We start from the raw sequence: 26,198 nt of genomic DNA, 5'->3' as shown, positions 1-26,198 counted from the left end.
ACAATATTGAATGATTTTAGTCTTTAATTGCACAAAAAAAACACCCCCTGTCTGTATACCAGGGAGTGCTACGCATTGGAAAGGCGATTTGCCTAATCAATTTATTCGGTTACCCGCTTTTCTTGCAATGCGGCGAATTTTTTTCTGAAGAACAAGAAATACACAATGTAGCAGATGATGATCGCCGGCACGCCGAAGGTGATCGCACTGCGGGTGGCAGGATCAAACCACTGGCTCACCAAGACCACCAAGTTGATCACAAAGGCCAAGATCGGCACAATCGGGAACAGCGGAGTCTTAAATTTCAGATCTTCCACTTTCCCACCTTCTTTCACATATTTGATGCGGAAGAAGAATTGGGATGCGGCAATCGACATCCAAGCTAGCACCGCCGTCACTCCGGCGATGGAAAGCAAGCTCATGTAGATGGTGTCTTCTGCGAAACGGTAGGACAACAGGGACAGACAGGCAAAGCCCATGCTGAGGATCAACGCATTAAGCGGCACACCCTTCTTGGTCACTTTGCCGAATATCGGGCTCGCCATGCCATTGTGTGACAAGGAGTACAACATCCGGGTCGTCGCGTACAATCCGGAGTTGGCAACAGACAACAGCGCCATCAAGATGACGAAGTTCATTACATCCGCAGCATAAGGAATGCCCAGCTTCTCAAATGCTACGACAAACGGGCTTTCCATCACACCGGCTTCTTTCCATGGAATCAAGCCAGCCAACACAAAAATCGCCAAACCGAAGAAAAGAATCGTACGCCAGACGGTTTGATTGATTGCCCGTGGGATGGTCTTATCGGGATTCTCACTCTCTCCCGATGCGATCCCGATCAATTCGGTTCCTTGGAATGAAAAGTTTACCGCCAACATGGTCATCAAGACCGCACCAAATCCATTGGGGAACAAGCCGTCTTTCGTAAAGTTATTCAGCATCGGAGCAGCTTCTCCGCCTTTCAACGTGATCAAGCCGAACATTGCCGCTCCACCCAGGATGATAAAGACAATAATCGTTAACACTTTAATGCTGGAAAACCAAAATTCCGTCTCCGCGAAGCCCCTTGCAGAGAAAGCGTTTACAACGAACAGAATAATTCCGAACACCAAACACCATACCCATAGGGAAACATCAGGAAACCAACGATCCATCAACATTCCGATTGAGATCAATTCGAGCGCCACAGTTACCGCCCAGCCGAGCCAATACAGCCAGCCGATGGTGAAACCAGTCGCTGGATTGATAAATCTTGTCGTATAATCTTGGAATGATCCCGCAACAGGATAAGCGACGGCCAACTCCCCCAAACACAGCATGATCAGGTACATGCTCAAACCGCCGATAAGGTAAGATAATACCGCGCCAAATGGACCGGCTTGCCCCACGGTATATCCCGTGCTCAAAAAGAATCCGGTTCCAATCACGCCCCCAAGGGCAATCATAAACAAGTGGCGGCTTTTCATTGTCCTTTTCAATTCTTGCTGCTGATTAATTTCCTGCATTAATCCTCCTCCTCGTCAGTGCAACGCAATCTATCATATGTCGATATTATAATTTTTTTCAAAAAAAGAAAAGGTTCATTTTTATCCAACTCCAATAATCCCTTCATTTTGCCGTTATTATACCCTTTCGTAGGGAATATATTATATTAAAACTTTATTGCTTCATAGTATAAATATACACGACAACCAAATAAATAATCAATAGGAAATCACTTCAAAAATAGGGTATAGTATTGAATACATATAGCGATTAAAGCTATTTTGACACGATTTATTGGATAAGAACCTGTATAAAATCAATGCAGAAAAGGGCGGAGACAACATGGCAAAACGCACCATTAAGAAAGAATTGGTAACGAGCCGCTGGCTGAATGAAACCAAAGAAATCCTCATCTATCTGCCTCCCGGCCACGAAACATTGACCGACTTGCCGCTGTTGGTGCTACACGACGGGCCCGATTATTTCAACTTGGGCCGCATCGTCACCCAAGCGACGCCATTGATCGAAGCCGGAGAACTTACACCCTTCGCCATGATGGCGATTCCGGTGAACAAAGAGCGCCGCACCAGCGAATATTCACCGATCGGAGAGCGGCAAGCGTCGCATATGAGCATGGTGGTTGAAGAATTGCTTCCCTTGGTGCGGAGCCGTTACCCCATCAGTCCGAAACGGGATGACCTGGTGATAGGCGGCTCCTCTCTTGGCGGCACCGTCTCATTGCATTTGGCGCTTCAATATCCTGATGTCTGTTCCCGCGTTTTATCCCAGTCAGGAGCATTCCTGCAACAAACCATTGATGAAGTGATGCGGCAACCCAGCCTCTCACACCTTCAGATCTATCAATCGATCGGCTTGTCGGAGATTGCGGTTCCCACACATATGGGCACCCTTGACTTGGTCGCACGCAATCGCGAAATGAAACGCCATTTGCTTGAAAAAAATGCAAAAGTGGCCTATTACGAGGAAGAGGGAGACCATACATGGGGGTTCTGGCAACGTGAACTGCCCCGTGCCTTGCGCCTATTTTTCGGGCAATAACAAAAAATCCATGACAAGTTTGCTCACTTGTCATGGATTTTTGTTTATGATGAGCTACCGCAACTAGAGCTGGAACAGCTGGAACTGGAGCAACTAGAACTGGAACTTGAGCAACTGGAGCTCCCAGAATCAGAATCACCAGAACCACCAGAATCTCCCCCGTCGTCGATGCTGGCACATCCAAATTCATCCGAACCGGAGGTCGAATGATTGGCTTTCGCGGACTGTGATTGGAGCCGTGCCAGTTGCGTTGCAAAGTCCTCATCATGATAAGCGGATAAAAACAAGACGCTTGTCAACATGAGCAACGCCTCATTCGATTGCGGTACCAAGCTCTTTCGGTAGCGCTTGAATTTCGTCACAGTGTGTCCTTCTTTGGCGACCGCCCCATCAATTTTGGCCAATTGCCCTTTCAGATACGCGATCAAGGATGAAACCAGCTTAGCCACATGCGGTACCTGTTCTTGAGTACGAGTATTGAAATAGCGGCTCGCAATCTCTTCCACATCATCTTCCTTTAACGCCCAGATCAGCTCACGGCGAAGCGGGTGACGCAAAAAGGCGCCCCATGTTTGCGAACTGTATTTGGTCGGTTTGAACAGGCAGACATAGATCACATCAAACCATGCCCGCTCGTAGGGGTCAGGCGCTTGATCGCCATCATTTGGGGAGTGATGCAAGGTGGTTCTTAAGAAACGGCGTGAGAAATCTTCGTATTCGCGGGTGAACATCAGCATCTCATGCCACACTTCATCCACTTCCCGGCTGTACATGGGAACACTCTTCAACAACGCGGTCATCACCAAGTACCGTTTCCACTCAAACCAGCGGTTTTCCCATTCGGTCAAACCCACTTTATGCTCGCGGAAAACGCGTTCCTTTACGCGCGCCACATAGGTTTCATCTAACGCGTTGTCCAAGTGGCCGATGAGCGCTTTCAATTCTTGCGCAAACTCTTCACTGTGCTCTTGCATCCCCAAGTCGGGTAAAATATACGACTGGCTGGGGCGGGGCTTTTTAGCTGAGCGGTACAGCGCATTGACCAAAATGATAATCGCAATGAAAAAGGCCAGTAAAATAAACGCTACTACCTCCACGTGAACCACCCTTTCGCTTTCACTGTCAAGGCTCCCTCGTCCTGGGGCTTTCAAAAAAGAGAGCACTCCCCGAAAAAACAGGGGAGTCCTCACATCAATCGCAATATTTGTCGTAAGCGTTGGTCAGATTGGCCGCAATCTGTTCAAGCGGCACATTCTCAATCTCATGACGGTGAACCATATGTACCAGTTGGCCGTCTTTCAACAACGCAAACGACGGAGATGACGGCGGTTGACCTACCAAATAGGAACGGGCCCGCTCCGTCGCTTCGCGGTCTTGGCCGGCAAACACCGTATACCAATGATCGGGAACTTTATCATGCTTCAACGACAGCGCGACGGCAGGACGAGCCAAACCGGCGGCACAGCCACACACCGAGTTGATCACGAGCAAGGTGGTTCCTTTGGCCCCTTCCCCTTTCAGCGCCTCATCCACTTCTTCAGGGGTGCGCAACTCCTTCACACCGATCGAAGTCAACTCATCGCGCATATGTTGAACCATTGTCTGCATTTGTTGCAAGTAGAAGTTTTCAGTCACTTATTCTTCCCTCCTTTGCCCTTATTGTATCCCATCCCAGCTGGAACTTAAATCCCTTTGATCACTGCCATGGGATGACATTTGGCCACGACCGACGCCAAACCTGCGCCAACGACGGAATCGATGATTTGATCCACATCTTTGTACGCCTGGGGGCATTCATCCAAGATGTCGCGCAACGTGCGTTGATTCACCATAATCTCCTCTTCCGTACCTACTCTCATCGACTGGGCAAATTGGTCGATAGTAACCACCTGTTTGGTCGCTTTGCGTGAGCGGACACGGCCCGCTCCATGGCAAATCGAATAGAAATTCTTTTCTCCCGCCTTTTCCCCGACCATAATGTAAGAAGCCGTTCCCATCGACCCGGGGATGAGTGCAGGATGACCCGTCTCTTTGTACGGTTTGGCGTTGAGGAAATGACCGGCCGGCAAAGCGCGGGTCGTCCCCTTGCGATGTACCAGCATCGCTCTGTTGCGATGAAACTCTTGCAAGGCATAATTGTGCATCAAGTCATACAGAACCGGCATCTCAAGTGCGGAGCCAAACACATCTTTCAAACCTTGACGCACACCAAACGCGATCATGTGACGGTTGACGACTGCATAATTCAAAGCCGAATACATCAGGTTGATGTAGCGTTGCCCCTCAGCGCTCTGGATCGGTGCGTATACCAAGGTAGGATCAGGATTTTCAATTCCCCATAAATCCATCGCGTTGCGGAAGTCGCGGGTGTACTGTTTCCCCATCATCCCACCCCAGGCACGAGAACCGGAATGGATCATCACCACCACTTGCCCATCAAACATCCCCCACTTGGCGGCGATGTCACGCTTCGCTTCATTGATTTCCAAGGTTTGAATTTCGACGAAATGGTTGCCGCCCCCTAATGTCCCAATCGTTTGCCAAGCGCGTGCCCACACCTTGTCCGAGACGTCGGACAAGTAATCTTTGTCAAACTTGAACTTGGCATGTTCCACATGGGTGAGGGATCTGCTTTTTTTCGACGGCTTTTCGTCGGGGATGTAGGAGACCGGCAGGCCTTCAATCCCCTCGGTTACCACCTTTTCCACCTCTATATCGCTATAGGACGAAGATTGCCGTTCATTGACGGGTACGTATTTCTCGATTGACTCAATCATTTCACGCCGCAACGACTTCGACTGGATGTCGGCCTTGGTGAGCGGTGTCAGATGCACCCTCATGCCGCAACCGATATCGGACCCGACGATGGACGGAGAGACAAATCCATCCTTCATGTTCCAGACTGCCGTTGTTCCGATGCACGTGCCCACCCCCACGTGGGCGTCGGGGGTGTAGCTCATATAGACATTGCGCGGAATGCGCAAATTGTTGTCAGCCATGTCGTAGACGCGTTGTTCCAAGGATGCGAATACTTCATCATTGGCAAACACATGTAATGTGCCGTGCGCCAATGACAGTTCGCGATGATTGTTTCCATGATGTTTAATCATACCTTTTCCCCTTTGCACCAGTTGCCGCTGCGACCAGACGGGTGAGAAACACCCCTGGCCCGGCTTATCGCGTAAGGGGCAACCGGTGATTTGAATAATTATGCGTGAGCTTTTGTAAAGAACGATATTTTCCGATGATTTTTTTAAAAGTAAAATAGCCGGCGAGTCAAAAAAATTTTTTTTCAAAAACTACGATTACCCATGAAGAACGTCCACATGTTCCCCTCTGGTTTTCCACGTGCATCCACTTTTGAAACGTCTAAAGCAAAAACAAAATCACACAAAAAACCCCCGAAGCTGGCTCGCTCCGAGGGTGACATCCTCACCGGTTATCCACGCGTTCAGGATAGAGATCATGTTGCGCCAATCGTTGTTCGGCGATCCGTTCCCACCGCGTCCCCGGTTTGCCGTAATTGGCATACGGATCGATGCTGATCCCGCCCCGCGGCAGGAATTTTCCCCACACCTCAATATATTTGGGGTCCATTTTCTTAATCAAGTCTTTCATGATCGTCACGATGCAATTTTCATGAAAGTCTCCATGGTTGCGATAACTGAATAGATACAGCTTAAGCGATTTGCTTTCAACCAGTTTCTGGTCCGGCACGTAACTAATATAAATCGTAGCGAAATCCGGCTGGTTGGTAATGGGGCACAAGCTGGTGAATTCCGGGCAATTGAATTTCACGAAATAATCCGTGTCCGGATGCTTGTTGTCGAAGGTTTCCAACACATCCGGATTGTATTGGAACACATAATCGGTTTTAGCGCCGAGGGCATGGAGCTGGAGCTCCTGTCGCTTCTCACTCATCTAGTTGCCTCCTTACACCCGTTCATAACGGGCAAACGCTTCATTGGTTTCTTCTACTTCCACCCATTTCACAATGGGGCGATTTGATTTTTGCTCGCATAATTCTTCAATCGCTAAAAAGAACACTTCCGCCACTTTCTCCGTGGTCGGGGCATGTCCCCCTTGCGCGGGGTCAAACTCAGGGAACTCATTTAACAGATGATGATCATATTTCTTCTCGATGGCGTGTTTCACTTGACGAAAATCAATCAACATCTGCTGTTCATCCAATTGCGTCCCTTCTACGCAAAAAGTGATTTTGTAATTGTGCCCGTGCAATCGATCACACTTGCCCGCACCAGGCACGCGGTGGGCGCAAGAAATCCAAAAGTGCTTGACCAACGTATATTTCCCAGGCATGATTCTCACCCGATCTTCGTTTTATATGGGATAGGATCTTGTACGCCGTTCTCCTTAAAGCCCTTCAATCGCAAGAGACAGCTGTCACACTCCCCGCAAGCCTCCGCTTCCCCTTGGTAGCAGGAGGTGGTCAATTCATATGGGACGCCTAGTTCCAGGCCCCGCGCGATGATTTCGCCTTTGGTCAGCGAAATGAGCGGCGTCGCGATCCGCAATTTCTCATCTGAGGTGACGCCCAGCTTGGTAGCCAGGTTAATGGTTTCTTCCATCGATTTGATGAATTCCGGACGGCAATCGGGATAGCCGCTATAATCGACGGCCGTGACGCCGGTGTACAGCACTTGCGCACCGATCACTTCCGCATAAGCCGTCGCCAACGACAAGAAGATCAAATTGCGGGCAGGCACATAGGTGGACGGAATCCCCTCACCCACTCCCTCCGTGGGCACTTCCATCGCCGTGTCGGTCAGGCTGCTTCCGCCGATCTGGCCGAGGAAGGAAACATCCACCACCTTGTGGCGTTCTGCCACCCCATAGTGCGCCGCAACTTTGCGGGCATGCTCCACTTCCTTGTCATGGCGTTGGTTATAATGAAACGTGATGGGGTACAGCTCATATCCTTCCGCCAAGGCTATCCCCATGCAAGTGGTGCTGTCTAACCCCCCGCTCAACACGATGACCGCTTTTTTGCTCATTCCTGCTCACACTCCTCTAGCATTTGGGTCCCAAATCACTTTATGCAATTGCAAATTCAATTTCACTTGCGTCAAACGCTCTGCTAACATCCGCTCGACCAAGCGGGCCGGCGGCATGCTCTCCCACACCGGGCTGAACAGTGGGACGCCCCGTTCCATCCGCCGTCTCACCACTTCAACCGCCACGTCAAAATCCGTATCGTCGGCGATCACAAACTTCACTTCGTCCGTATCGCGCAAAAAAGTGAAGTTTTCTTCGATCATCTTGTCCTGTTCCCCGCTGGCTGGCAGTTTATAGTCGAGGACAAACCGCACCTTTTGCCCCCACTCGGGATTGGCTTCCCGCCAGGCATGAAACGGAGCCAAATGAATGGCGCCATTGGTCTCGATGTGGATGTCCACCACTTCTTCTAGCTGCGCCAACGCCTCAATGAGCAAAAGCGATTTCTCCCCGTAGATGAGCGGCTCCCCGCCAGTCAAGCAAATACGGGGGTGACCGTACCTTTTCACTTCTGCCACAATCTCGGCAATGGTAGCGAAAAACTCCGGCTTGGCCGGCGCATAACTGTAAGGCGTATCACACCACGTACAGCGCAGGTTGCAGTTGAACACCCGCACAAACGTCGTCGGATACCCAGCCTGTGTCCCTTCCCCCTCTACGGTCTCAAACAATTCCACCATAGGGATTTTCACTTCATCTATCGTTTGATGCGCTTGTGGCACGAATGCACCTCTTCTCTTTTACAACAAAATGGGGCAACACCCTGCGGTCGCCGCTATGAAAAACATCTACTAGCCATGCTAGCAAAAGGGCTTCCCTCTTAGCAATAGGAAGATGATTGGCAATGCCAAAAAAGAAAAACAGCGGGCCGTAGCGATCTCTCGTCATACATTAAGCAAACTATACCACTTGCTTCAACACGCGAGCGATCTCTTCCTCCGGTGGTGTGGAAATACCGGACAGGAGAAACATCCCTGGCACACGGGTAGCCGCTCGGATGCGCTCCAACAGTTGAAATCGATTTTGCTCGCGCCTGGGGGAAACGAGCGGCACATGAACCGACAATCGCGGATTAACCACCGTACCATGGCGGGGGGCGGCTGATGATCCAATCTTCCTCTTGCAAGATGCGGTAGGCTTTTTGCACCGCTAGAGGAGGAAAGCACATGAATCCCAATCGGTCTACTTGCCCCTTTCACGCGTTGCTCAACAAAGAAACAAGCCGCCCGATCCGCCGCAAAACCAAACGTTTGCATGACGAAGAGCGGGTGCGGCAACTTCTTCATTCCACCCGCGTCGGCTATCTGGGCCTCGTCGATGCGGAAGGGACGTATGTCGTTCCGCTCAACTATGTCTGGTATCAAGATGCGATTTATTTTCATGGAAGCGAAATCGGTCGGAAGGCGGATGCGCTAAGCACCGCCGCCGGCCCGCTCTGTTTCACCGTAGCCCAAGAGTACGGAACCATCGTGTCCACCGTCCCGGCCAAGACCGGCACGTCTTACACCAGCGTCATGTTGTTTGGAAACGTTGCTCCCGGCATCGATCTCGCCAAAGCCACCGCGGCGCTGAATGCCATGCTAGCCAAATACGTGCCGGGGTATTTCCCAACTCCCTTGCGTGAAGCCCATGTGGAAAGATACCGTTCGACCATGGGTAGCAAAACCATCGTCTACCGCCTCGTACCAGACAAAATCATAGCCAAGCAAGACGTCGCAGAACCGGAAGCGCTTTTCTACGGCGGTCGTACCCAGCGAGATGACCTGAAAAAATCTTGACCGGCATGGCTAACTGCCCACTTCCTTGTCCAGACTGAAAAAGAGGAGGGAGTCAGGTGGAAAAAACGACCGATGATATGTATACATGGACTTTTACCGCCGATGAGGCTGAAGTGATCAAGTTCGCCTTGGACCAAACTTACAAACAACTAAAAGACCATCGTGATGAATGGCACCAGCAACAGTGCCAGCGCATAAAGCAATTACTGTTAAACCGGTTTGAAGCCGAGCTGTAACGATGATAGGAACGCCGCTTTGCCAGGCGTTCTTCTTTTATTTTTACGTGGAATCGCGCCATGCCCATGGCTATCTTCCTCAGTCATCGTCGTTGTCATGCTTGCGCTTTTTTTTATTCTCATCTTTATCGTGCTTGTCGTCATCCTCAAGATCATCGCTAGCCGACGTCCCTTTTGCGTCGATATCCGACTGGGAAGCGGGTGGATCAGAAACAGCCGGTTTTGCTTTGCCGTCATCCATCCCTTTGGCCGCTAGCAACGCGATAATGAAAATACCAAGAAACACAAAAGATGAGACATACATTTTACGGTATTTGGCCTTGCTCAAGGAAGGAAGTTTCCCATGTTTCGCTTTTTCCACTTGGGACCTGTACAAAGTGAAAAGAAAAGTGAAGATAAATCCCAAAAAGCATCCCATCGCCGCCACTTTCATAACGCCATGTTCCCCTTTCCCTTTTGCTCTCTAGTTTTTATATCACAATCGAAGCGCCTCTCTTCCCATTTTTCACGAACCCTCACCACACTGTCACAAGTGCGTGAGGCCCCTTTGTGTTTTTAAGGGGCCTCACGCACGCACCAACTTGCCCATCCGCTGGGCTGACTCTTTGAGACTGGGAACACACTGCACCATTTTTTTGACATTCATGCGGGAAACAGGGCCGGACACCGCCAGCGCCGCCACCAATCTCCCTTGCCGTGAAAATACAGGCACACTGACCGCCGCGGTGCCCGCTTCCCGCTCTTCAACACTGATGGCGTAGCCGTCGTCGTGGATGCGCTGCAATTGTTCCAAATACACTTCCTTGTTGACGCTGTCGGGCCAATCGGGATCGGCCAGCAACTCCTGTAGCTCTTCCTCGCTGGCGTAAGCCATCAGCACTTTGCTGGAAGCCCCCACATACAATGGCAACCGCGCCCCGACCGGCGCCACGCGGCGAATGGCTTGTTTGCTCTCGATCGCCTGGACGCGGACTCGCTCTTTGCCGATACGGTAATACAGGCTAACCGTTTCATCCAACTCATCTCGCAACCGTTCCATCTCCGGTAAAAACAGAACGGCCGGCTCGTCTGATTGGTTGAGGCTAGTGGCTAGTTCCCACACGCGGAAACCGAGCTGATACTTGTCCGTCTCCGAATCCCGCTTCACAAACCCCTTACCTTCCAGCGTCGCCAGCAAGCGAAATACTGTGCTTTTATTCAATCCGGTACGCTCGGCGATCTCCATCATGCCCAGGCTCCCTTCATCCACAAAGCAGAGAAGGATATCCAAAGCTCGTTCCGCCGCGCGCACGGTTGACTTTTTCTCATCACTCACCGTTTACCCCTCCGGTTTCACTCTACGAAACAACTTTTCACCCATTATACCAAAAACGCGGGATAAACCTACAAGCATGTTTAAGACCGCAAACAATCTCCTCAAACGGGCAGGATAATTGCGAAAACCCTTGTCAATACTGCATTCCGACCTTCTGAAAATAAAGGCCGCTCGTCGCTTGCACAAAGATTCCGGGATTTTTCAATGAAAGCACTCTATACAACTTTTCAAAACCGTTGTATAATGAAAGCGAATTTAGAAACTGAGTTTCACTAGATGAAACTCGCCTGCATCATTTTGCGTTCGCTAAAAGGAGGTTCCACGATGACAAACGACCTGTTTCACGTTCGTTCCAAACTGAAAGTCGGGGAGCAAGAGTATGTTTACTATCGTCTGAACGGATTGGAAGAGCAAGGAATCGGCCCTGTCTCCCGCTTGCCTTTCTCCATCAAAGTGTTGCTGGAAGCGGCCGTGCGTCAATACGACGGCAAAGCTGTAACCAAAGAGCACATCGAACAATTGGCCACTTGGGCCGACAAGCGCTCCGACAAGGAGATCGCATTTAAGCCTGCCCGCATCGTATTGCAAGACTTCACCGGTGTTCCGGCCGTGGTGGACTTGGCCGCGCTCCGTTCGGCTATGGCGCGCGTCGGCGGCGACCCAGAACGCATTAATCCGCTTATTCCCGTTGACCTGGTGATCGACCACTCAGTCATGGTTGACAAAGCGGGAACCCAAGACGCACTTGAGTACAACATGAATTTGGAGTTTGAGCGCAACGAAGAACGTTACCGCCTGCTCAGATGGGCAGCTGAATCGCTTGACAACTTCCGCGCCGTACCGCCGGCAACCGGGATCGTGCATCAGGTCAACTTGGAATACTTGGCCAATGTAGCAGCTACCCGTGAAGTCGACGGTGAAACTGTCGTTTTCCCTGATTCCCTAGTCGGAACCGACTCCCATACGACGATGATCAACGGCTTGGGCGTCGTCGGTTGGGGTGTAGGCGGAATCGAAGCAGAAGCTTGTATGTTGGGGCAACCGCTGTACTTCATCACTCCGGAAGTCATCGGTTTCAAACTGACCGGACAATTGCCAGATGGTGCCACCGCCACTGACTTGGCACTCACAGTAACCGAAATGCTGCGTAAAAAAGGAGTCGTTGGTAAGTTTGTCGAGTTCTACGGACCGGGACTTTCCAATCTCAGCCTAGCAGACCGGGCCACCGTCGCTAACATGGCTCCTGAGTATGGTGCGACCATCGGCTTCTTCCCCGTCGATGACGAAGCGTTGAACTACCTCCGCAACACCGGCCGGGATGAAGAATTGGTCACCTTGGTGAAAGAATATTACCAAGCGCAAGGCTTGTTCCGCACCGACGATACGCCAGACCCAGTCTTCACCGACACCGTGGAACTGGATCTCAGTACCGTCGTCCCCAGCTTGTCTGGACCAAAACGCCCGCAAGACCGCATTGAACTTACCGCTATGAAAGAAGCTTGGAATGAAACATTGCGCAAGCCTATCGATCAACGCGGCTTCGGCTTGAGCGAAGAAGAATGCGCCAAATCAGCGCAAGTCAGCCTGCCGGACGGTTCCACCTATCAATTGGATCAAGGCGCAGTTGTGATCGCTGCGATCACCAGCTGTACCAACACCTCCAACCCGTCCGTAATGGTCGGCGCCGGCTTGGTGGCGAAAAAAGCGGTTGAAAAAGGACTCACTGTTAAACCATTCGTCAAAAGCAGTTTGACACCTGGTTCCAAAGTGGTAACCGATTACCTCGATAAGGCCGGTTTGATCGAACCATTGGCCAAATTGGGCTTCACTGTCGCTGGTTACGGTTGCGCCACTTGCATCGGCAACAGCGGCCCGCTGTCTGATGAAGTGAGCAAAGCGATTGAAGAAAACGACTTAACTGTGGCATCGGTCCTGTCCGGAAACCGGAACTTTGAAGGACGGATTCATCCGCTGGTCAAAGCCAACTATCTGGCATCCCCACCACTGGTAGTTGCTTACGCGCTCGCGGGAACGGTCAACATCGACTTCGCTACGGAGCCCATCGGCCACAATGACGCGGGTGAAGCCATCTATCTGAAAGACATCTGGCCAAGTTCGCACGAGATCAGTCAAGTGATGAACTCCGCTATCAGCGCCGAGCAGTTCCGCAAACAATACGCGCAAGTCTTTGACGCCAACGAACGTTGGAACCAGTTGCCAACCCCCAAAGGCGTGCTGTATGAATGGGATCAAGATTCAACTTATATCCAAGAGCCCCCATTCTTTGTCGACATGTCCGCCGATGTGGAAGAAATCAAGCCGATCACGGGTGCGCACATCCTGGCGCTGCTCAACGATTCCGTGACCACCGACCATATTTCTCCCGCCGGCAGCATCGCACCGACCAGCCCAGCTGGACGCTACTTGCAAGATAAAGGCGTGGCCATCAAAGATTTCAACTCGTACGGTTCCCGTCGCGGTAATGACCGGGTAATGACACGCGGAACCTTCGCCAACATCCGCATTCGCAACCAAATGGTACCGGGGTCGGAAGGTGGCGTAACCAAACACGTGCCATCCCAACAAGTCATGTCCATCTACGATGCAGCGATGGAGTACAAAAAGTCAGGCACGCCATTGGTCGTGATCGCGGGCAAAGAATACGGTACTGGCTCTTCCCGTGACTGGGCCGCCAAAGGTACCAACTTGCTCGGGGTAAAAGCCGTCATCGCGGAAAGCTTTGAGCGGATCCACCGCAGCAACCTCGTCGGCATGGGCGTGTTGCCGTTGCAGTTTGCCAACGGAGCTAACTGGCAATCGCTCGGCCTTGACGGCACAGAGAAAATCGATATCGCCGGCTTGAACGACGAAGTGACTCCAGGTCAAACGCTCACCGTGACCGCAACCAAACCGGATGGCTCTTCCGTCCAATTTGATGTGACTGTGCGCCTGGACAGTGTTGTGGATATTGAGTACTACCGCAATGGAGGCATTTTGCAAACGGTATTGCGCCAAATCCTGGCCAACCAAGAAGGAAGCAAAGCGTAACCATGGAGATTCGCGATCTTCACCACGCGCAAATCACGATTCCCAAAAGCGGGGAAAAAGATGCCCGACACTTCTACTGTGAAATCCTCGGACTACCAGAACGCGCCAAACCAGCTTCCCTTCAAGGACGCGGCGGCTTCTGGCTTCAGGTTGGCTCCAAAGAGGTACATGTGGGCATCGAAGAAGGGGTGGATCGAAACCGCACCAAAGCCCATCTCGCTTACCTTGTTGACGATTTGGCCGCGTGGCGCGCGCATCTTGAGCAACACGGGGTCAAGATCTTGGATTCAATACCCATCCCCGGGTGCGATCGTTTTGAGTTTCGCGATCCATTTGGGAATCGCGTTGAGATGATACAAATGCTATGATAAAAGCAGTGCCGACATGGCACTGCTTTTTTCTATATGCAATCCATTTGAGATGACAGGTGATAACCATGGATTTTTTGTCTTATTTCTCAGCCACGCTCAATCAATTGCCGTTTTTGCTGACAGCGGTATTGATCGGGTTAACCGTGCATGAGTTCGCTCACGCTTTTGTAGCGACCCGCTTCGGGGATCCAACCCCCCGGAACGATGGACGCCTAACTCTGAATCCGGCCGCCCATCTCGACCTGATGGGAACATTATTCTTCATCTTCTTCCATTTTGGTTGGGCTAGACCCGTCTTGGTCAACCGCCGCCACTTTCGCCGACCGCGACTGTACAGCATTCTCGTCACCTTTGCTGGCCCATTCAGCAATCTTCTTGTCGCATTGATCACCATGGCGCTCTGGATGGTAGCCACCGCCGCGGGCCTAATAGAAGGGATGTCTGCGCAAGTCGGTTATATCGTCAACACCCTGTTCGGCACCATCGTCCATATCAATGTGTTGTTGTTCTTCTTCAATCTATACCCGTTCCCACCGCTGGATGGCTATCGCATCGTGGAAGACTTGGTCTCTCCCCGCCTACGAGCCAAGATGGGACAATATGAACAGTGGGGCATTTTTGTATTTCTTATCTTGGCCATCACACCGCTAGGTCAATTTGTCTTCGGACCTATGTTCAACTATGCGATCCCCATGACCATCGAGGCGATGGGTAATCTCCTCTCATTGCTGTTCGCGTGAACAACCTTCGCTATGGAAATCCAGCTTGCTTTCTAAAAAACAAAGCCTTGCGCGAGCCAATTCACCAGTCAAAAGGCAACCCTCCCCCCCTTCACGCACACCGTCAAGTGGGGGCGTTGCCACACCTTGCATATTCGCCGTCACCATGCCTTCGCCAGCTCTAACTCATCGCGCAAAGGAATCCCATGGTGCCCGATGACCGGAATGGTCGGCTTCATCCGGCGTGCGGCATCGACAGCCCCTGGAAACAGGCGCACCAACCGATAGCCCTGCTTTTGATAAAAAGCAAGCGCATGCAGATTGTCATTGGTGGTGATCAGGTACAGGCGCGTCGTCCCCATGGATTTCACTTCCTGCTCTGCGCGTGCCAGCAATGCCCCGCCGATGCCTTGACCTTCCCGAAAGGCATTGAGGCTCATCAGTTCGGCATCTTGTTCGTCCATGCGCCAAGTGACCGCTCCCACGGGTTCCCCGCCACTGTAGGCGATCACTGCCTGCACATCCGCCAAAGCGGTGCTACGCCCGCGCGTGATCATCGTCGTTCCGCCCCATTCCTTTTTCCATAACGCTTCCAGCCACTGTCTTTCCTCATCCGTCTCCGCCAGCCTTAATTCCAATTCTGCCATGCTGGTTCCCTCATCCCGTTATCGTTCTTGTTGATAGGAAAAAGTCTGCATCGTCCGATACCATGCACTAACCGTGCCTTCCTTAACACCAGCAGTCAGCCATTTTCGCTTGCCGTGACGCCGGCATTGGCCACATTCCATCAAAATCAATTGATCGGCCAGTTCAGCCAAAGCCATATCCCGTTCTGTGGCGATCAGCGTAATCCGGCCTTTGGACGGGTGCCGCAATTCTTGCCACAACAATGCCCGCCCCAAAGGGTCCAGCCCCTCTGTAGGCTCGTCCAAGATCCATATGCGCGGCTTGCCGATCAATCCGTGCGCCAATAAAAAGCGCTTCAGCGCCCCACCGCGCAGTTGGTACAACGGCGTATGGCGCACACCGGCCAATCCCCAACGCGTCAGCAGTTCCATCGCCCGTTTGCGAGACCGCAACACCCGCTTGCTCCGCGCTTGCATGATCAGCGACTGTTCCACGGTCATGTCATTGTCAAGCTGCTTAGCATGCGGAATATAGCTAATGATTTGTTTGAGCGGCGACACACTGGATATTCCCGATGCCATCAAGCGTCCCCGCGACCATTCCACCGTTTCTTTGTCCGTCAGTTGATACAGCACATTGCCATCATCCGGCACCATCACTGTCGCCGTCACCCGGAGCAAAGTGGACTTGCCCGCTCCCCGCGGCCCTAGAACCACTGTGATCCCTTCACTGACCGATGCTGAAAAATCAAGTAAGCCGATGTTTTTCATTTGGTTCCGAGCTGGGCGGGTCCGTGTATCAGATATTTCATAACATTTTCTGACATGAGACCATTCAATCCGCATGATTCACCCATCCCTTCCTAACCCAATTACGCTGAAATTCCATGTATGATTGTGTATGTTTATGTTCTAATCCCAGAATAAATTTCACTCTCCAACCAAACACTTACAATTTAAGTATAGCTTGATAAAATCAGGCACCAACCCGCTTTTTTCGCAAAATAATGACAAATATGTGAACGGCATACCTATTCTTTGTTGACAGAAAATTATTGTCATGATACTTTAATTTTGGACACCTTCATATGTGAAAGACGGGAGCTTGGAGTAAGCCAGGCTGAGAGGGCGGAGCACTCTGCCGCCGACCGGTTAACCTGATCTGGGTAATGCCAGCGTAGGGATGGGTTGGAACCGCTTCATTGTGGGATCCTTGTCGGGACAAGACCGCTTGTCGACGGATTTTCCGCTATGATGCGCTCCTTCACACTTTGACCATTCAAGTCATACGCGCTGGGCGTATGGCTTTTTCTATGCACACATACACACCACCGCATTCTCCTCACGGCGCATCGACTCGCCGCACAGGTCGGATGCGCTTGCACGCACCGCCATTTCCAATCGCCCCCCGACCATCGCCTCCGTTTGCCCCTGCGCGCCAAACTCCTGTCCATATGACCGTCCGAACAAGAGCGCAAGGAGTGTTGTGATATGGAACGATATTTTTTTCCAAATAGCCGCAAGGTATATGTGCCCGGTTCACGCCCGGACATTCAGGTGCCAATGCGGGAGATTCGATTGTCACCGACCGCCCATGCCCAGGGAGAAACCCCAAATGAACCGTTGCGCGTCTATGATACCAGCGGCCCGTACACCGATCCAGACGCTCCGATCAATTTGGAGCAAGGTTTGCCCAAACTGCGGCGGCAATGGATTCTGGAACGCGGGGACGTGGAAGAATACGAAGGCCGCAAGGTGCAACCGATTGACAATGGGTTCAAATCCGAGGAAAAAGCGAATCTCTTCCGCACCTTTCCCCAAACGGGTTCACACCCATTGCGCGCGCGCCCTGGCCAAAGCGTAACCCAGATGCACTACGCGCGTAAGGGCATCATCACGCCGGAGATGGAATTTATCGCTATCCGTGAAAATGTGACGCCTGAATTCGTTCGGGAAGAAGTGGCTAGCGGACGCGCAATCATTCCGAGCAACATCAACCATCCAGAAGCGGAACCGATGATTATCGGCAAAAATTTTCACGTCAAAATCAACGCCAACATCGGTAACTCCGCCGTAACCTCTTCCATTGAAGAAGAAGTGGAAAAAATGACTTGGGCTACCCTGTGGGGTGCTGACACGATCATGGATCTATCCACAGGGAAAAACATCCACAACACCCGGGAATGGATCATCCGCAACTCACCCGTGCCAGTGGGCACCGTGCCTATTTACCAAGCGCTTGAAAAAGCGGGTGGCGATCCGGCCAAGCTCACTTGGGAAATGTACCGCGACACGCTGATCGAACAAGCCGAGCAAGGCGTTGACTATTTCACCATTCATGCGGGTGTATTGTTGCGATACATCCCGCTCACTGCCAACCGTACGACAGGTATTGTGTCTCGCGGCGGTTCGATTATGGCAGCTTGGTGTCTCGCCCATCACCAGGAAAACTTCTTGTACACGCATTTCCGGGAAATCTGCGAGATCCTGCGGAGCTATGATATTTCCGTCTCTCTCGGAGATGGATTGCGTCCCGGATCGATTGCGGATGCCAATGATGAGGCGCAGATGGCTGAACTGTATACCTTGGGCGAACTGACCAAGATCGCTTGGGAATACGATGTGCAAGTGATGATTGAAGGGCCTGGCCACGTGCCGATGCATAAAATCAAAGAAAATGTGGACATTCAACAAGAAGTGTGCCAAGAAGCTCCCTTCTACACGCTAGGCCCATTGACGACCGACATCGCGCCAGGCTACGATCACATCACTTCAGCCATCGGCGCGGCAATGATCGGTTGGTTCGGGACAGCCATGCTTTGTTATGTCACCCCGAAAGAGCATCTGGGGTTACCTAATAAAGAAGACGTCAAAGAAGGGGTAATCGCGTACAAAATCGCCGCTCATGCCGCCGATCTGGCGAAAGGCCACCCTGGCGCCCAAAAACGGGACGATGCCTTGTCCAAAGCGCGGTTTGAGTTCCGCTGGCGCGACCAGTTTAACCTCTCTCTCGATCCCGTACGGGCGCAGGAATACCATGATGAAACCTTGCCAGCGGAACCGGCCAAGACGGCCCATTTCTGCTCCATGTGCGGCCCCAAGTTCTGCAGCATGCGGATTACGCAAGATATTCGCGAATATGCCGAGCAAAACGGGTTAAGTCTGGCCGAAGCAGCGGAAGTAGGCTTGAAGGAAAAAGCGGAGGAATTTAAAGAGAAAGGTTCCTCTTTATACCAGTAACCCTGCCAACAACAAAGAAGAAACGCTGATCACGGCGTTTCTTCTTTTTTATGTTCAAATGGATACCAGCCGATTGCCTCATACATGGGAATGCGACCCAAGTGGGAGCGGTACAAGACCACGCCCTCTACCAACCAAGGCTCTTCAATCTCTGGCGACAAGCTTATTTCGTTCAGGCGATCATAGGGAAACCGACTTTGTCGGTATTTACGGGCCAAGGTGATGTGTGGGCGGTATGGACGATCATCGGGCTTAAAGCCGAGTGGACGCATTCTAGCTGTCACCAGCGATTGCAGAGCATGCAAGCGCTCCAGCTCACCTGTTGCACCTACCCATAAAATGTGGGGGCGATCTGGACGCCCAAACGTTCCGATCCCCTCCATTGCCAGCCGAAACGGAACCGTTTCCCGTGCCAACAGCGTTAACGCTTCTTTGACTTGATTTAGTTGCTGCGCAGCAACATTCCCCAAAAACTGAAGGGTGAGATGATAATCCGCCTCGTGCACCCATTTGGTAAACGGCCATTCTTCCTTCTTTTCGTATACCCACGCCTTCAATCCGGCTCGTTGTGCCGCCGGGATGGGCAAAGCCACAAAATACCGCTCAGTGGATGCTTCCTTCATCGCTCTTCCCTCCTGTTTAAAAACAAAGCCCAGCTATGCGGGTAGCTGGACTTTGGGTGCATATGTAGATTATGCATTTAATGCTTTTTTAGCCGCCAACACAGGCGCCTCATAATCAGGATGGTTGGTCACTTCTGGTACATACTCCACATAAACGATCTGATCGTTGCGGTCAACGACAAATACCGCGCGAGCCAACAGGCGCAGTTCTTTAATCGCTACACCATATGCGGTACCAAAAGAGAGGTCGCGATGGTCAGACAGGGTTTGGACGTTTTCCACTCCAGCCGCACCGCACCAACGCTTTTGGGCAAATGGCAAATCAACGCTGACGGTCAGCACTTTTACCCCATCCAATTTGGCGGCTTCTTCATTGAAACGGCGTGTTTGCATATCGCACACGCCCGTGTCCACAGAGGGAACGACACTGATGATGCGCACAGAACCCTTGCTGCTGTCCAGCGTCACCGGGCTCAGATCATTGGCCAACACCGTGAAGTCCGGCGCTTTGTCACCCACTTTTAATTCCGGTCCCAACAGGGTCACCGGGTTTCCTTTAAAGGTCACTGCTGCTTGGCGTTCAATCGTCATGGTATATAGCCTCCTTTTTTTTGGCTCGTCTCCATCTTACCATGAGGCCGAGATCAGGAAAATCCCCCACCCAAGGCGGATAAGCCCACCCCACTTGAATTCATCTACAGGATATCCACTTTTCCTTTGAACATGCCTGTTGCGCCCCCATTTTTCATTCTTCTTCATCCATGCTATAGTGACAAAGAAAATGATCTAAAGGGGAGCGATACCGGAATGAATATCCAAGTGAGCGAATTGGCATTGGCAAAGATGAAATGGCTGATCTGGCAAGAACAAAGCACGGCGCCGCTGGTGTTCCGGGTCATTTCCCTGACCTCGGGTTGCGGTGCACCAACGTTTGCCTTGGAAATGACCGAACCCACACCTGCCTTTCACACCAAACGCATCGACGGCGTCCTGTTCGCATGGTTGCCGCAAGACGCCAAGTGGATGGATGGCTTGGTCATTGACCTCAATCGGGAAAACGGCAAATTTTCCATTTATCATCCCCACCCTTCATTCATGTCTTCGTGCCCATTTGAATGAAATAAATAGAAAGGGAAGCGGCCTAGTCAACGAATCGCTATTCCCCGTCAACAGATGTCAAATAGGAGTGGATAAAAGATGCTGGCCAATAAATGGATGATCAGCGGAGCGATTACGCTCATCGTCTTACTCATCCCATTTTGCACTTTGTGGAACCTCGTCTCGCGTTATGACCATTCAGAACCGAGTGCAGAGCATCACCGCATCGCCATTGTCCTAGGAGCCGCCCTTTGGGATCAACAGCCCAGCCCCGCCCTCAAAGAACGGTTGAACCTGGCACTTCGCTTGTACAAAGAAAAGCGGGTTGATTATCTCTTGCTATCTGGAGGATTGGGCGTGGGCGGGATCACTGAGGCGGAAGGCATGAAGCGTTACCTCGTCGCACGCGGAGTGCACGCTGACCACCTCATATTGGAAGACCGATCTAACAACACCAAGGAAAACTTAAAGTACGCCGCCGAATTACTAAAACAATCAAAGGGGGAAAAAATCGCCCTCATCACCCACGATTACCACATGTACCGAGCCCTCAATTATGCACGGCAAGCGGGTGTGCGCGCCACTCCTGCACCGGTTCATTCCCAAGTGCTGTTCACACCTTACCACAAAGCGCGTGAATGCCTGGCCTTAATTAAGCAGAAACTGCTGCGGATGTAAGCTTGGCGCGGGTTCCACCATAACGGGGAACCCGCGCTTTTTCACATTCCGCGCTCGGCTGTAGCCTTCCGTCACTCGCCTTCCTCCGCCATGAAACGTTGCCTTACTGCGCTCCGCAACCTCTCATCAACGATGCGGATTTGCATCGTGCCACATGTGCCAGGACGTCCTTCTTTGATAGCCGCCAACCGCGCTTCGGTCTCTTTTATCACCCCGGCCATATCAATTCCCATCCACTCCGGCTCAGGGTACGCCGCCAGCTTTTCCAGCGCCGCCGTCCACAACTTAACCGCCCCTCCCAGATTTCCGTTGCGTTGGTGGTACAAACCGACAGCCACTTGCAACAACCCTTGGTAAAAACGTTCCCGTCCTTCCTCTAGCCAAAGCTCTTCCAACACTTCATGACACTCATAATAATCTTGTTCCACGTTAAAATAATAAAGAAAATCAACATACAATCGCGGATAAGCCATCTGTTCACCTCTCGTGGGAGCAACCACCAATTGCTCCTATGTTTTTGCCCACGCTTCCGCTAGAATAGATAATAAGCGAACGACAGAAAGGATGGCGTCTACGTGAATTTGGAAACAGCCACGCGCGAAAATCTCGAACACATCGTTAAGGAGATCAAAGACAGCCTGAAAATCGTCAACGCCGCAATCATCACCGCGGATGACTTTAAGCTGGAACAATACGAGGAATTGCTAGACATCTATCGCATGATTGAAAAAAAACAGGGCCGTTTAACCATGATGGAAATCGAAGGCGTCTTGGACGAATTGCGAGATCTCAAACAAAACGGATAGCCCTGCTTTTCACACCATTGGCGCGCGAGCCGTTAAGAAAAGCCCCTCTCCAACCGCTGACCGGTTTGGGAGAGGGGTTTATTTCATCTATTTCATTTAGGCAAAGCATTGCGCCAAGGCATCCGGCAACGGCACTGCCTTACGCTCTTTCAAGTCGATGGTGCAACTGATCACTTCCGCATCAGCAACCAATTCTTCACGCTCATTCACAATCTCGTGCTTCAGCACAAAGCTGGTGCGCCCTTTGCGGATCGGCTCAGTGCTGACAGTCAGTTTCTGGCCCAACCGCGCCTCTTTTCGATAATTGATGTTGATGTTGACCGTGACCGTGCCCACGTTCTGCTCCGACAAAAGATCAAAGGGCAAGCCCGCCCGGTTGTACCAATCTTCCCGGCTCCACTCCATGTATTCCAGGTATTTGGCATTGTTCACATGCCCCATCACATCAATCTCCGTTGGACGAACTTCGATTTGAATCACCGTTTTCATATCGCATGCCTCCGCTTTCTCGCTTCTCACTCGTATCCGGCCTGTTCCAACGCATCCAGCAAATCAAGCAATTCCACCCATCCTTGCCGGTCGCGATGTGCCCCCATCTTTTCCGTCAGGTGTTCTTGGTTCCACAAAAAAGCCCGCAAAGTGAAAATGTTCATTTCCAACCCCACTTCATGGTACTCCTCATGGAAACAAGCCTCAAATAGGCCGGCCAGCTCCGCATACGCATCATGCGGCGCCAGACGCTCCAAGTAGAAAGCCGTTCGAATCTTGCGCCAACCATGCAGTAGCCGTTGCTTCAAAAAGCTTTGCCGATAGCGCGACCATTCTCCATGCAACAACATGTCCGTCTCAGGTTGGTGGTCTGCGATTTCATTGATGATGTGAAAAACGGTGTGCATTTGGTCAGGATTTAATTCCATTGTGCTGATTGATTGTACTTTAATATTCAACTTCTTCAACGATGGAATCAATTCCCTCATTTTCATTATGGATGCCCCCTATAATAAAACCGAAAACCATGTCACCATTTGCTTCATCTCTTGCGAATGCAATGTGCGGCTGCCAAGTCGGCCCCGGATGAATGAAAATGACAAATACAAGGGACGCCGACGGCAACCGCTTTATTCGCCCTGACTTTTTGCCTCAATATCCGCTTCGCTTATTCGTTCCGATGTATTCGTTGTTTTCGTTGATTTGCGTTAAGTTGAAATGAACAGGGAAGCTGAATTTTTTCCCTGTTCAATTTATTATTATATCTGAAAACCTTTCCAATAAGAGGAACGGGGGATTATTTTTAAATTTTCGTCAAATGTGCAAAGGAAAAAGCCCCCAAGACAGGTTGGGGGCTTGTTTTGGCGCTGTGCGTTACTTCTTGTTCACCATGTGAATAGCGTGTCCCAACACACCTTCCGCCGCTTCCATGATCGTCTCTGGCAGGGTCGGATGAGCATGGATGGTCAGCGCGATGTCTTCGGCGTTTGCACCCATCTCCACCGCAAACACAGCCTCGCCAATCAAAGTGGACGCTTCTGGACCGACAATTTGCACACCCAAGACTTGCTTGGTTTCTTTGTCCGCCACGATTTGCACGAAGCCGTCCGCATGGTTCATGGACAGAGCCCGACCGTTAGCCGCAAAGGCGAAACGGCTTACCACCGGATCATACCCTTCCTCCTTGGCTTGTGCCTCGGTGAGACCGGTATAAGCGATTTCCGGATCGCTGAAAATGACAAACGGCATCGCTTGATAATCGATCACGCTGTTCATTCCGCACATCACTTCCGCCGCGATTTTCGCTTCATAGCTCGCTTTGTGAGCCAACAGCGCGCCACCTGCGCAATCGCCAATCGCGTAAATGTGCTCTACATTGGTGCGGCATTGTTTGTCGATTTTGATGAAGCCGCGTTCGTCCGTCTCTACTCCCGCGAATTCCAAACCTAATTCATCGGTGTTGGGTTTGCGGCCGACGGCAACCAAGCAATAGTCAGCAGAGAATGTTTTTTCTTCGCCATTCACGGTTGCGCGGACAACAACTTCGTCGCCAGTGTTTTCCCCACCTTGCACCATCGCTTCGGTGATCACGGTAACACCCAGTTTTTTCAGCTTGCGGGTAACCATTTTGGTCAAAGCTTCATCCGTGCCAGGCAACAACGATTTGGTTCCTTCCAGAATCGTTACCTCTGCGCCAAGTTTGGCATAAGCGGTACCCAGCTCCAAACCGATGTAGCCGCCACCCACCACGATAAAGCGTTTTGGCACTTCTTGCAGGTTGAGCGCTTCGGTGGAGGAAAGAATCCGCTTGCCGTCAAAAGGCAGGATTTTCAGTTCGGCTGGACGGGAACCGGTAGCGATGATCACATCATTAAACTTGTATGTTTGGCTAGCATCTTCGCTCACCACGCGCAGGGAGTTAGGTCCGCTGAAATAAGCTTCCCCGCTGATGATCTCCACTCCATTGCCTTTGAGTAGGCTGTTCACGCCGCCGGTCAATTTTTTGACCACGCCGTTTTTCCACTCGATCAATTTCGGCATGTTGACGTTGACGTCGCCGGACACTTCAATGCCCATCTCACCCGCTTCTTTGATCCCCATATACCGCTCAGACGCGGAAATGATCGCTTTGGAAGGGATACAACCGCGGTTGAGGCAAACGCCGCCAACCGTATCTTTATCTACAATCGCTACAGAACGTCCCAGCTGGGCCGCACGAATGGCCGCAACATATCCTCCTGGGCCGGAACCGATGACGAGAACATCCACTTCTTGTGCCAAATCACCTACTACCATCTTATCTCATCTCCATCATCAAGAGTTTTGGATTTTCCAAGAGCTGTTTCAAGCGGCTTAAGAACCGGGCAGCGACATCTCCGTCGATCAGGCGGTGGTCAAAGCCCAAGGAAACGTGCAGTTGCGGACGGATGACGATTTCTCCGTTATGCACAACCGGCTTTTCTTTGATCGCTCCGACACCCAAGATGGCCACTTCCGGATAGTTGATAATCGGGGTGAACAATTGGCCCCCTAGATTACCCAAGCTGGAAATGGTGAAGGTGCTTCCTTTCATCTCACTTGCATCCAGCTTCATTTGGCGCGCGCGGCTCGCTTTGTCAGCCGTTTCTTCCGCCAAGTCAAACATGGATTTGCGATCCACATCTTTGATGACTGGCACCAGTAGCCCATTGTCGGTCGCCGCGGCCATACCGATGTGGTAGTAATGCTTAATGACGATCTCTTGGTTTTCATCATCAATCGAAGCATTTAAGGTCGGGAACTCGCGCAGGGCCGCAACGACCGCTTTCATGATAAACGGCAGATATGTCAATTTGATGTTGCGCTCTTGCGCGATGCTTTTGCCCCAGCTGCGCAACTCAACCAGTTCGGTCACATCAAATTCATCCATGATGTGCACATGCGGTGCGGTGTGCTTGCTTTCCACCATGCGTGTCGCGATGGTGCGACGAATACCACGCAATGGGATGCGCTCTTCTGTGCCGACGGTTTCGATGGCTGTTTTGGACGGTGCCACACCAGATGCCGCTTTGGTCGCAGGCGCTTCAGCAACTGTTTCCGCCGGAGCAGCTGCTTGTTTGCCGCCAGCCGCAAAGTTGCGCACATCTTCAGCCGAGATACGTCCATGTTTGCCCGTTCCCGGCACTTGTGTGATGTCTACGCCCAATTCGCGCGCCAGCTTACGCACGGACGGCATAGCCGACACATTGCCGCGTTTAGCCGGTGTTTCCGTTTTGGCCGACTCCACTTGAACCGGTTCAGCCGGAGCTTTTTCCGCTTGCGCCGCTTCCTCTTTAGCAGGCGCTTCGGTTGCCGGAGCCGGTTCGGCGCCTTCCACATCGATCAGAGCGATGGTAGAGTGAACGAGGGCAATATCCCCTTCTTTCACTTTCAGTTCGCGAACCGTGCCCGTGACTGGTGAAGTGATTTCCACTACCGCCTTGTCGGTTTGCACCTCAGCGAACACGTCAAACTCTTCGATTTTGTCTCCCACATTGACATGAAGCTTTACTATCTCACCTTCGTGGATTCCTTCACCAACATCAGGCAATTGAAATTCGTATGCCACGAGAGCAACCTCCTATCTGACT

At 51.5% G+C, this 26,198-nt stretch carries 30 protein-coding genes and 1 riboswitch; of the genes, 10 read left to right on the top strand and 20 right to left on the bottom strand.

All coding sequences use genetic code 11. From position 1 onward, the window contains the following. Window positions 1-101: 101 nt before the first annotated feature. Window positions 102-1,508 (bottom strand): amino acid permease, encoded by a 1,407-nt coding sequence (locus QQZ12_RS10845; protein WP_102993241.1) that lies wholly within the window; start codon window positions 1,506-1,508, stop codon window positions 102-104. A gap of 322 nt (window positions 1,509-1,830) precedes the next feature. Between QQZ12_RS10845 and QQZ12_RS10840 the strand changes: the two genes are divergently transcribed. Then, window positions 1,831-2,547: an alpha/beta hydrolase gene (locus QQZ12_RS10840; protein ID WP_102993242.1), complete on the top strand. Its 717-nt coding sequence runs from the start codon at window positions 1,831-1,833 to the stop codon at window positions 2,545-2,547. A 44-nt stretch (window positions 2,548-2,591) separates the two neighbouring features. Here QQZ12_RS10840 and QQZ12_RS10835 read toward each other — a convergent pair whose 3' ends face one another. The 8 genes from QQZ12_RS10835 to QQZ12_RS10800 all read right to left on the bottom strand — a co-directional run bounded on the left by QQZ12_RS10835 (window position 2,592) and on the right by QQZ12_RS10800 (window position 8,628). Continuing rightward, window positions 2,592-3,644: a glycine-rich domain-containing protein gene (locus QQZ12_RS10835; protein WP_102993243.1), complete on the bottom strand. Its 1,053-nt coding sequence runs from the start codon at window positions 3,642-3,644 to the stop codon at window positions 2,592-2,594. A gap of 94 nt (window positions 3,645-3,738) precedes the next feature. Then, entirely contained in the window at window positions 3,739-4,155 is a 417-nt protein-coding gene (locus QQZ12_RS10830; protein WP_102993901.1) for a BrxA/BrxB family bacilliredoxin, read from the bottom strand. 74 nt (window positions 4,156-4,229) lie between these two features. Next, the gene (locus QQZ12_RS10825) at window positions 4,230-5,657 is read right to left on the bottom strand and encodes an RtcB family protein (RefSeq protein ID WP_284724421.1); all 1,428 of its coding nucleotides are present in this window, start codon (window positions 5,655-5,657) and stop codon (window positions 4,230-4,232) included. A gap of 322 nt (window positions 5,658-5,979) precedes the next feature. Then, on the bottom strand, window positions 5,980-6,468 hold the full coding sequence (gene queF / locus QQZ12_RS10820; RefSeq protein WP_102993245.1) for a preQ(1) synthase: 489 nt from the start codon (window positions 6,466-6,468) through the stop codon (window positions 5,980-5,982). A 12-nt stretch (window positions 6,469-6,480) separates the two neighbouring features. Further along, window positions 6,481-6,867 (bottom strand): 6-pyruvoyl trahydropterin synthase family protein, encoded by a 387-nt coding sequence (locus tag QQZ12_RS10815; protein ID WP_022736974.1) that lies wholly within the window; start codon window positions 6,865-6,867, stop codon window positions 6,481-6,483. A 5-nt stretch (window positions 6,868-6,872) separates the two neighbouring features. After that, entirely contained in the window at window positions 6,873-7,562 is a 690-nt protein-coding gene (gene queC / locus QQZ12_RS10810) for a 7-cyano-7-deazaguanine synthase QueC (protein WP_102993246.1), read from the bottom strand. Between the two features lie 6 nt (window positions 7,563-7,568). After that, window positions 7,569-8,243 (bottom strand): 7-carboxy-7-deazaguanine synthase QueE, encoded by a 675-nt coding sequence (locus tag QQZ12_RS10805; protein WP_102993902.1) that lies wholly within the window; start codon window positions 8,241-8,243, stop codon window positions 7,569-7,571. Window positions 8,244-8,463: 220 nt separating this feature from the next. Further along, the gene (locus tag QQZ12_RS10800) at window positions 8,464-8,628 is read right to left on the bottom strand and encodes a hypothetical protein (RefSeq protein WP_181352881.1); all 165 of its coding nucleotides are present in this window, start codon (window positions 8,626-8,628) and stop codon (window positions 8,464-8,466) included. Between the two features lie 101 nt (window positions 8,629-8,729). Here QQZ12_RS10800 and QQZ12_RS10795 point away from each other — a divergent pair, with 101 nt between their 5' ends. Further along, window positions 8,730-9,341 carry a pyridoxamine 5'-phosphate oxidase family protein gene (locus QQZ12_RS10795; protein ID WP_284724420.1) on the top strand — a complete coding sequence of 204 codons (612 nt, stop codon included), beginning with the start codon at window positions 8,730-8,732 and terminating at the stop codon, window positions 9,339-9,341. 56 nt (window positions 9,342-9,397) lie between these two features. Beyond that, window positions 9,398-9,577, top strand: a complete 180-nt coding sequence (locus tag QQZ12_RS10790) for a hypothetical protein (RefSeq protein WP_102993248.1) — start codon at window positions 9,398-9,400, stop codon at window positions 9,575-9,577. A gap of 79 nt (window positions 9,578-9,656) precedes the next feature. Here the strand turns inward: QQZ12_RS10790 and QQZ12_RS10785 are convergent, their stop codons facing one another. Together QQZ12_RS10785 and QQZ12_RS10780 are read right to left on the bottom strand one after the other, a co-directional pair. Continuing rightward, entirely contained in the window at window positions 9,657-10,010 is a 354-nt protein-coding gene (locus tag QQZ12_RS10785; RefSeq protein ID WP_102993249.1) for a hypothetical protein, read from the bottom strand. 132 nt (window positions 10,011-10,142) lie between these two features. Continuing rightward, on the bottom strand, window positions 10,143-10,892 hold the full coding sequence (locus tag QQZ12_RS10780; protein ID WP_102993250.1) for an IclR family transcriptional regulator: 750 nt from the start codon (window positions 10,890-10,892) through the stop codon (window positions 10,143-10,145). 324 nt (window positions 10,893-11,216) lie between these two features. On the opposite strand from QQZ12_RS10780, the gene acnA reads away from it, so the two are divergent. The 3 genes from acnA (at window position 11,217) to QQZ12_RS10765 (ending at window position 15,051) form a co-directional block, all read left to right on the top strand. After that, complete coding sequence (gene acnA, locus QQZ12_RS10775) at window positions 11,217-13,940, top strand: aconitate hydratase AcnA (RefSeq protein WP_022736982.1); 2,724 nt, start codon at window positions 11,217-11,219, stop codon at window positions 13,938-13,940. Window positions 13,941-13,942: 2 nt separating this feature from the next. Next, complete coding sequence (locus QQZ12_RS10770; RefSeq protein WP_022736983.1) at window positions 13,943-14,308, top strand: VOC family protein; 366 nt, start codon at window positions 13,943-13,945, stop codon at window positions 14,306-14,308. 68 nt (window positions 14,309-14,376) lie between these two features. After that, window positions 14,377-15,051, top strand: a complete 675-nt coding sequence (locus QQZ12_RS10765) for a site-2 protease family protein (protein WP_284724419.1) — start codon at window positions 14,377-14,379, stop codon at window positions 15,049-15,051. Window positions 15,052-15,191: 140 nt separating this feature from the next. Here the strand turns inward: QQZ12_RS10765 and QQZ12_RS10760 are convergent, their stop codons facing one another. Further along, complete coding sequence (locus QQZ12_RS10760) at window positions 15,192-15,677, bottom strand: GNAT family N-acetyltransferase (RefSeq protein WP_284724418.1); 486 nt, start codon at window positions 15,675-15,677, stop codon at window positions 15,192-15,194. A gap of 18 nt (window positions 15,678-15,695) precedes the next feature. Beyond that, window positions 15,696-16,502, bottom strand: coding sequence for an ABC transporter ATP-binding protein (locus QQZ12_RS10755; protein ID WP_102993252.1), 807 nt, complete (start codon window positions 16,500-16,502; stop codon window positions 15,696-15,698). 241 nt (window positions 16,503-16,743) lie between these two features. Beyond that, window positions 16,744-16,857: riboswitch (TPP riboswitch) on the top strand. A gap of 290 nt (window positions 16,858-17,147) precedes the next feature. On the opposite strand from QQZ12_RS10755, the gene thiC reads away from it, so the two are divergent. Then, entirely contained in the window at window positions 17,148-18,896 is a 1,749-nt protein-coding gene (gene thiC / locus QQZ12_RS10750) for a phosphomethylpyrimidine synthase ThiC (RefSeq protein ID WP_022736987.1), read from the top strand. 29 nt (window positions 18,897-18,925) lie between these two features. Here the strand turns inward: thiC and thpR are convergent, their stop codons facing one another. Then, window positions 18,926-19,519, bottom strand: coding sequence for an RNA 2',3'-cyclic phosphodiesterase (thpR, locus tag QQZ12_RS10745; protein ID WP_054096266.1), 594 nt, complete (start codon window positions 19,517-19,519; stop codon window positions 18,926-18,928). Window positions 19,520-19,588: 69 nt separating this feature from the next. After that, the gene (tpx, locus tag QQZ12_RS10740; RefSeq protein WP_022736989.1) at window positions 19,589-20,110 is read right to left on the bottom strand and encodes a thiol peroxidase; all 522 of its coding nucleotides are present in this window, start codon (window positions 20,108-20,110) and stop codon (window positions 19,589-19,591) included. Window positions 20,111-20,326: 216 nt separating this feature from the next. Here tpx and QQZ12_RS10735 point away from each other — a divergent pair, with 216 nt between their 5' ends. Both QQZ12_RS10735 and QQZ12_RS10730 read left to right on the top strand, forming a co-directional pair. Then, window positions 20,327-20,638 (top strand): hypothetical protein, encoded by a 312-nt coding sequence (locus QQZ12_RS10735; protein WP_284724417.1) that lies wholly within the window; start codon window positions 20,327-20,329, stop codon window positions 20,636-20,638. A 78-nt stretch (window positions 20,639-20,716) separates the two neighbouring features. After that, complete coding sequence (locus QQZ12_RS10730; protein WP_284724416.1) at window positions 20,717-21,295, top strand: YdcF family protein; 579 nt, start codon at window positions 20,717-20,719, stop codon at window positions 21,293-21,295. A gap of 71 nt (window positions 21,296-21,366) precedes the next feature. On the opposite strand, the gene QQZ12_RS10725 is transcribed toward QQZ12_RS10730, so the two are convergent. Then, window positions 21,367-21,768, bottom strand: a complete 402-nt coding sequence (locus QQZ12_RS10725) for a DUF309 domain-containing protein (protein WP_102993255.1) — start codon at window positions 21,766-21,768, stop codon at window positions 21,367-21,369. Window positions 21,769-21,870: 102 nt separating this feature from the next. On the opposite strand from QQZ12_RS10725, the gene QQZ12_RS10720 reads away from it, so the two are divergent. Next, entirely contained in the window at window positions 21,871-22,101 is a 231-nt protein-coding gene (locus QQZ12_RS10720) for a DUF1128 domain-containing protein (protein ID WP_102993256.1), read from the top strand. A 96-nt stretch (window positions 22,102-22,197) separates the two neighbouring features. Here QQZ12_RS10720 and QQZ12_RS10715 read toward each other — a convergent pair whose 3' ends face one another. The 4 genes from QQZ12_RS10715 to QQZ12_RS10700 all read right to left on the bottom strand — a co-directional run bounded on the left by QQZ12_RS10715 (window position 22,198) and on the right by QQZ12_RS10700 (window position 26,176). Continuing rightward, window positions 22,198-22,590: an acyl-CoA thioesterase gene (locus QQZ12_RS10715; protein WP_102993257.1), complete on the bottom strand. Its 393-nt coding sequence runs from the start codon at window positions 22,588-22,590 to the stop codon at window positions 22,198-22,200. Window positions 22,591-22,616: 26 nt separating this feature from the next. Beyond that, window positions 22,617-23,084 (bottom strand): hypothetical protein, encoded by a 468-nt coding sequence (locus QQZ12_RS10710; RefSeq protein WP_102993258.1) that lies wholly within the window; start codon window positions 23,082-23,084, stop codon window positions 22,617-22,619. A 379-nt stretch (window positions 23,085-23,463) separates the two neighbouring features. Next, a complete protein-coding gene (lpdA, locus tag QQZ12_RS10705; protein WP_284724414.1) occupies window positions 23,464-24,885 on the bottom strand; it encodes a dihydrolipoyl dehydrogenase in 1,422 nt (473 codons plus the stop codon). A 1-nt stretch (window position 24,886) separates the two neighbouring features. Then, window positions 24,887-26,176, bottom strand: coding sequence for a dihydrolipoamide acetyltransferase family protein (locus QQZ12_RS10700; RefSeq protein ID WP_102993260.1), 1,290 nt, complete (start codon window positions 26,174-26,176; stop codon window positions 24,887-24,889). Window positions 26,177-26,198 lie beyond the last annotated feature (22 nt).

Source organism: Laceyella tengchongensis (genome assembly GCF_900182735.1).
GTDB lineage: Bacteria > Bacillota > Bacilli > Thermoactinomycetales > Thermoactinomycetaceae > Laceyella > Laceyella tengchongensis.
This window is presented reverse-complemented; position numbering and strand designations above follow the sequence as displayed.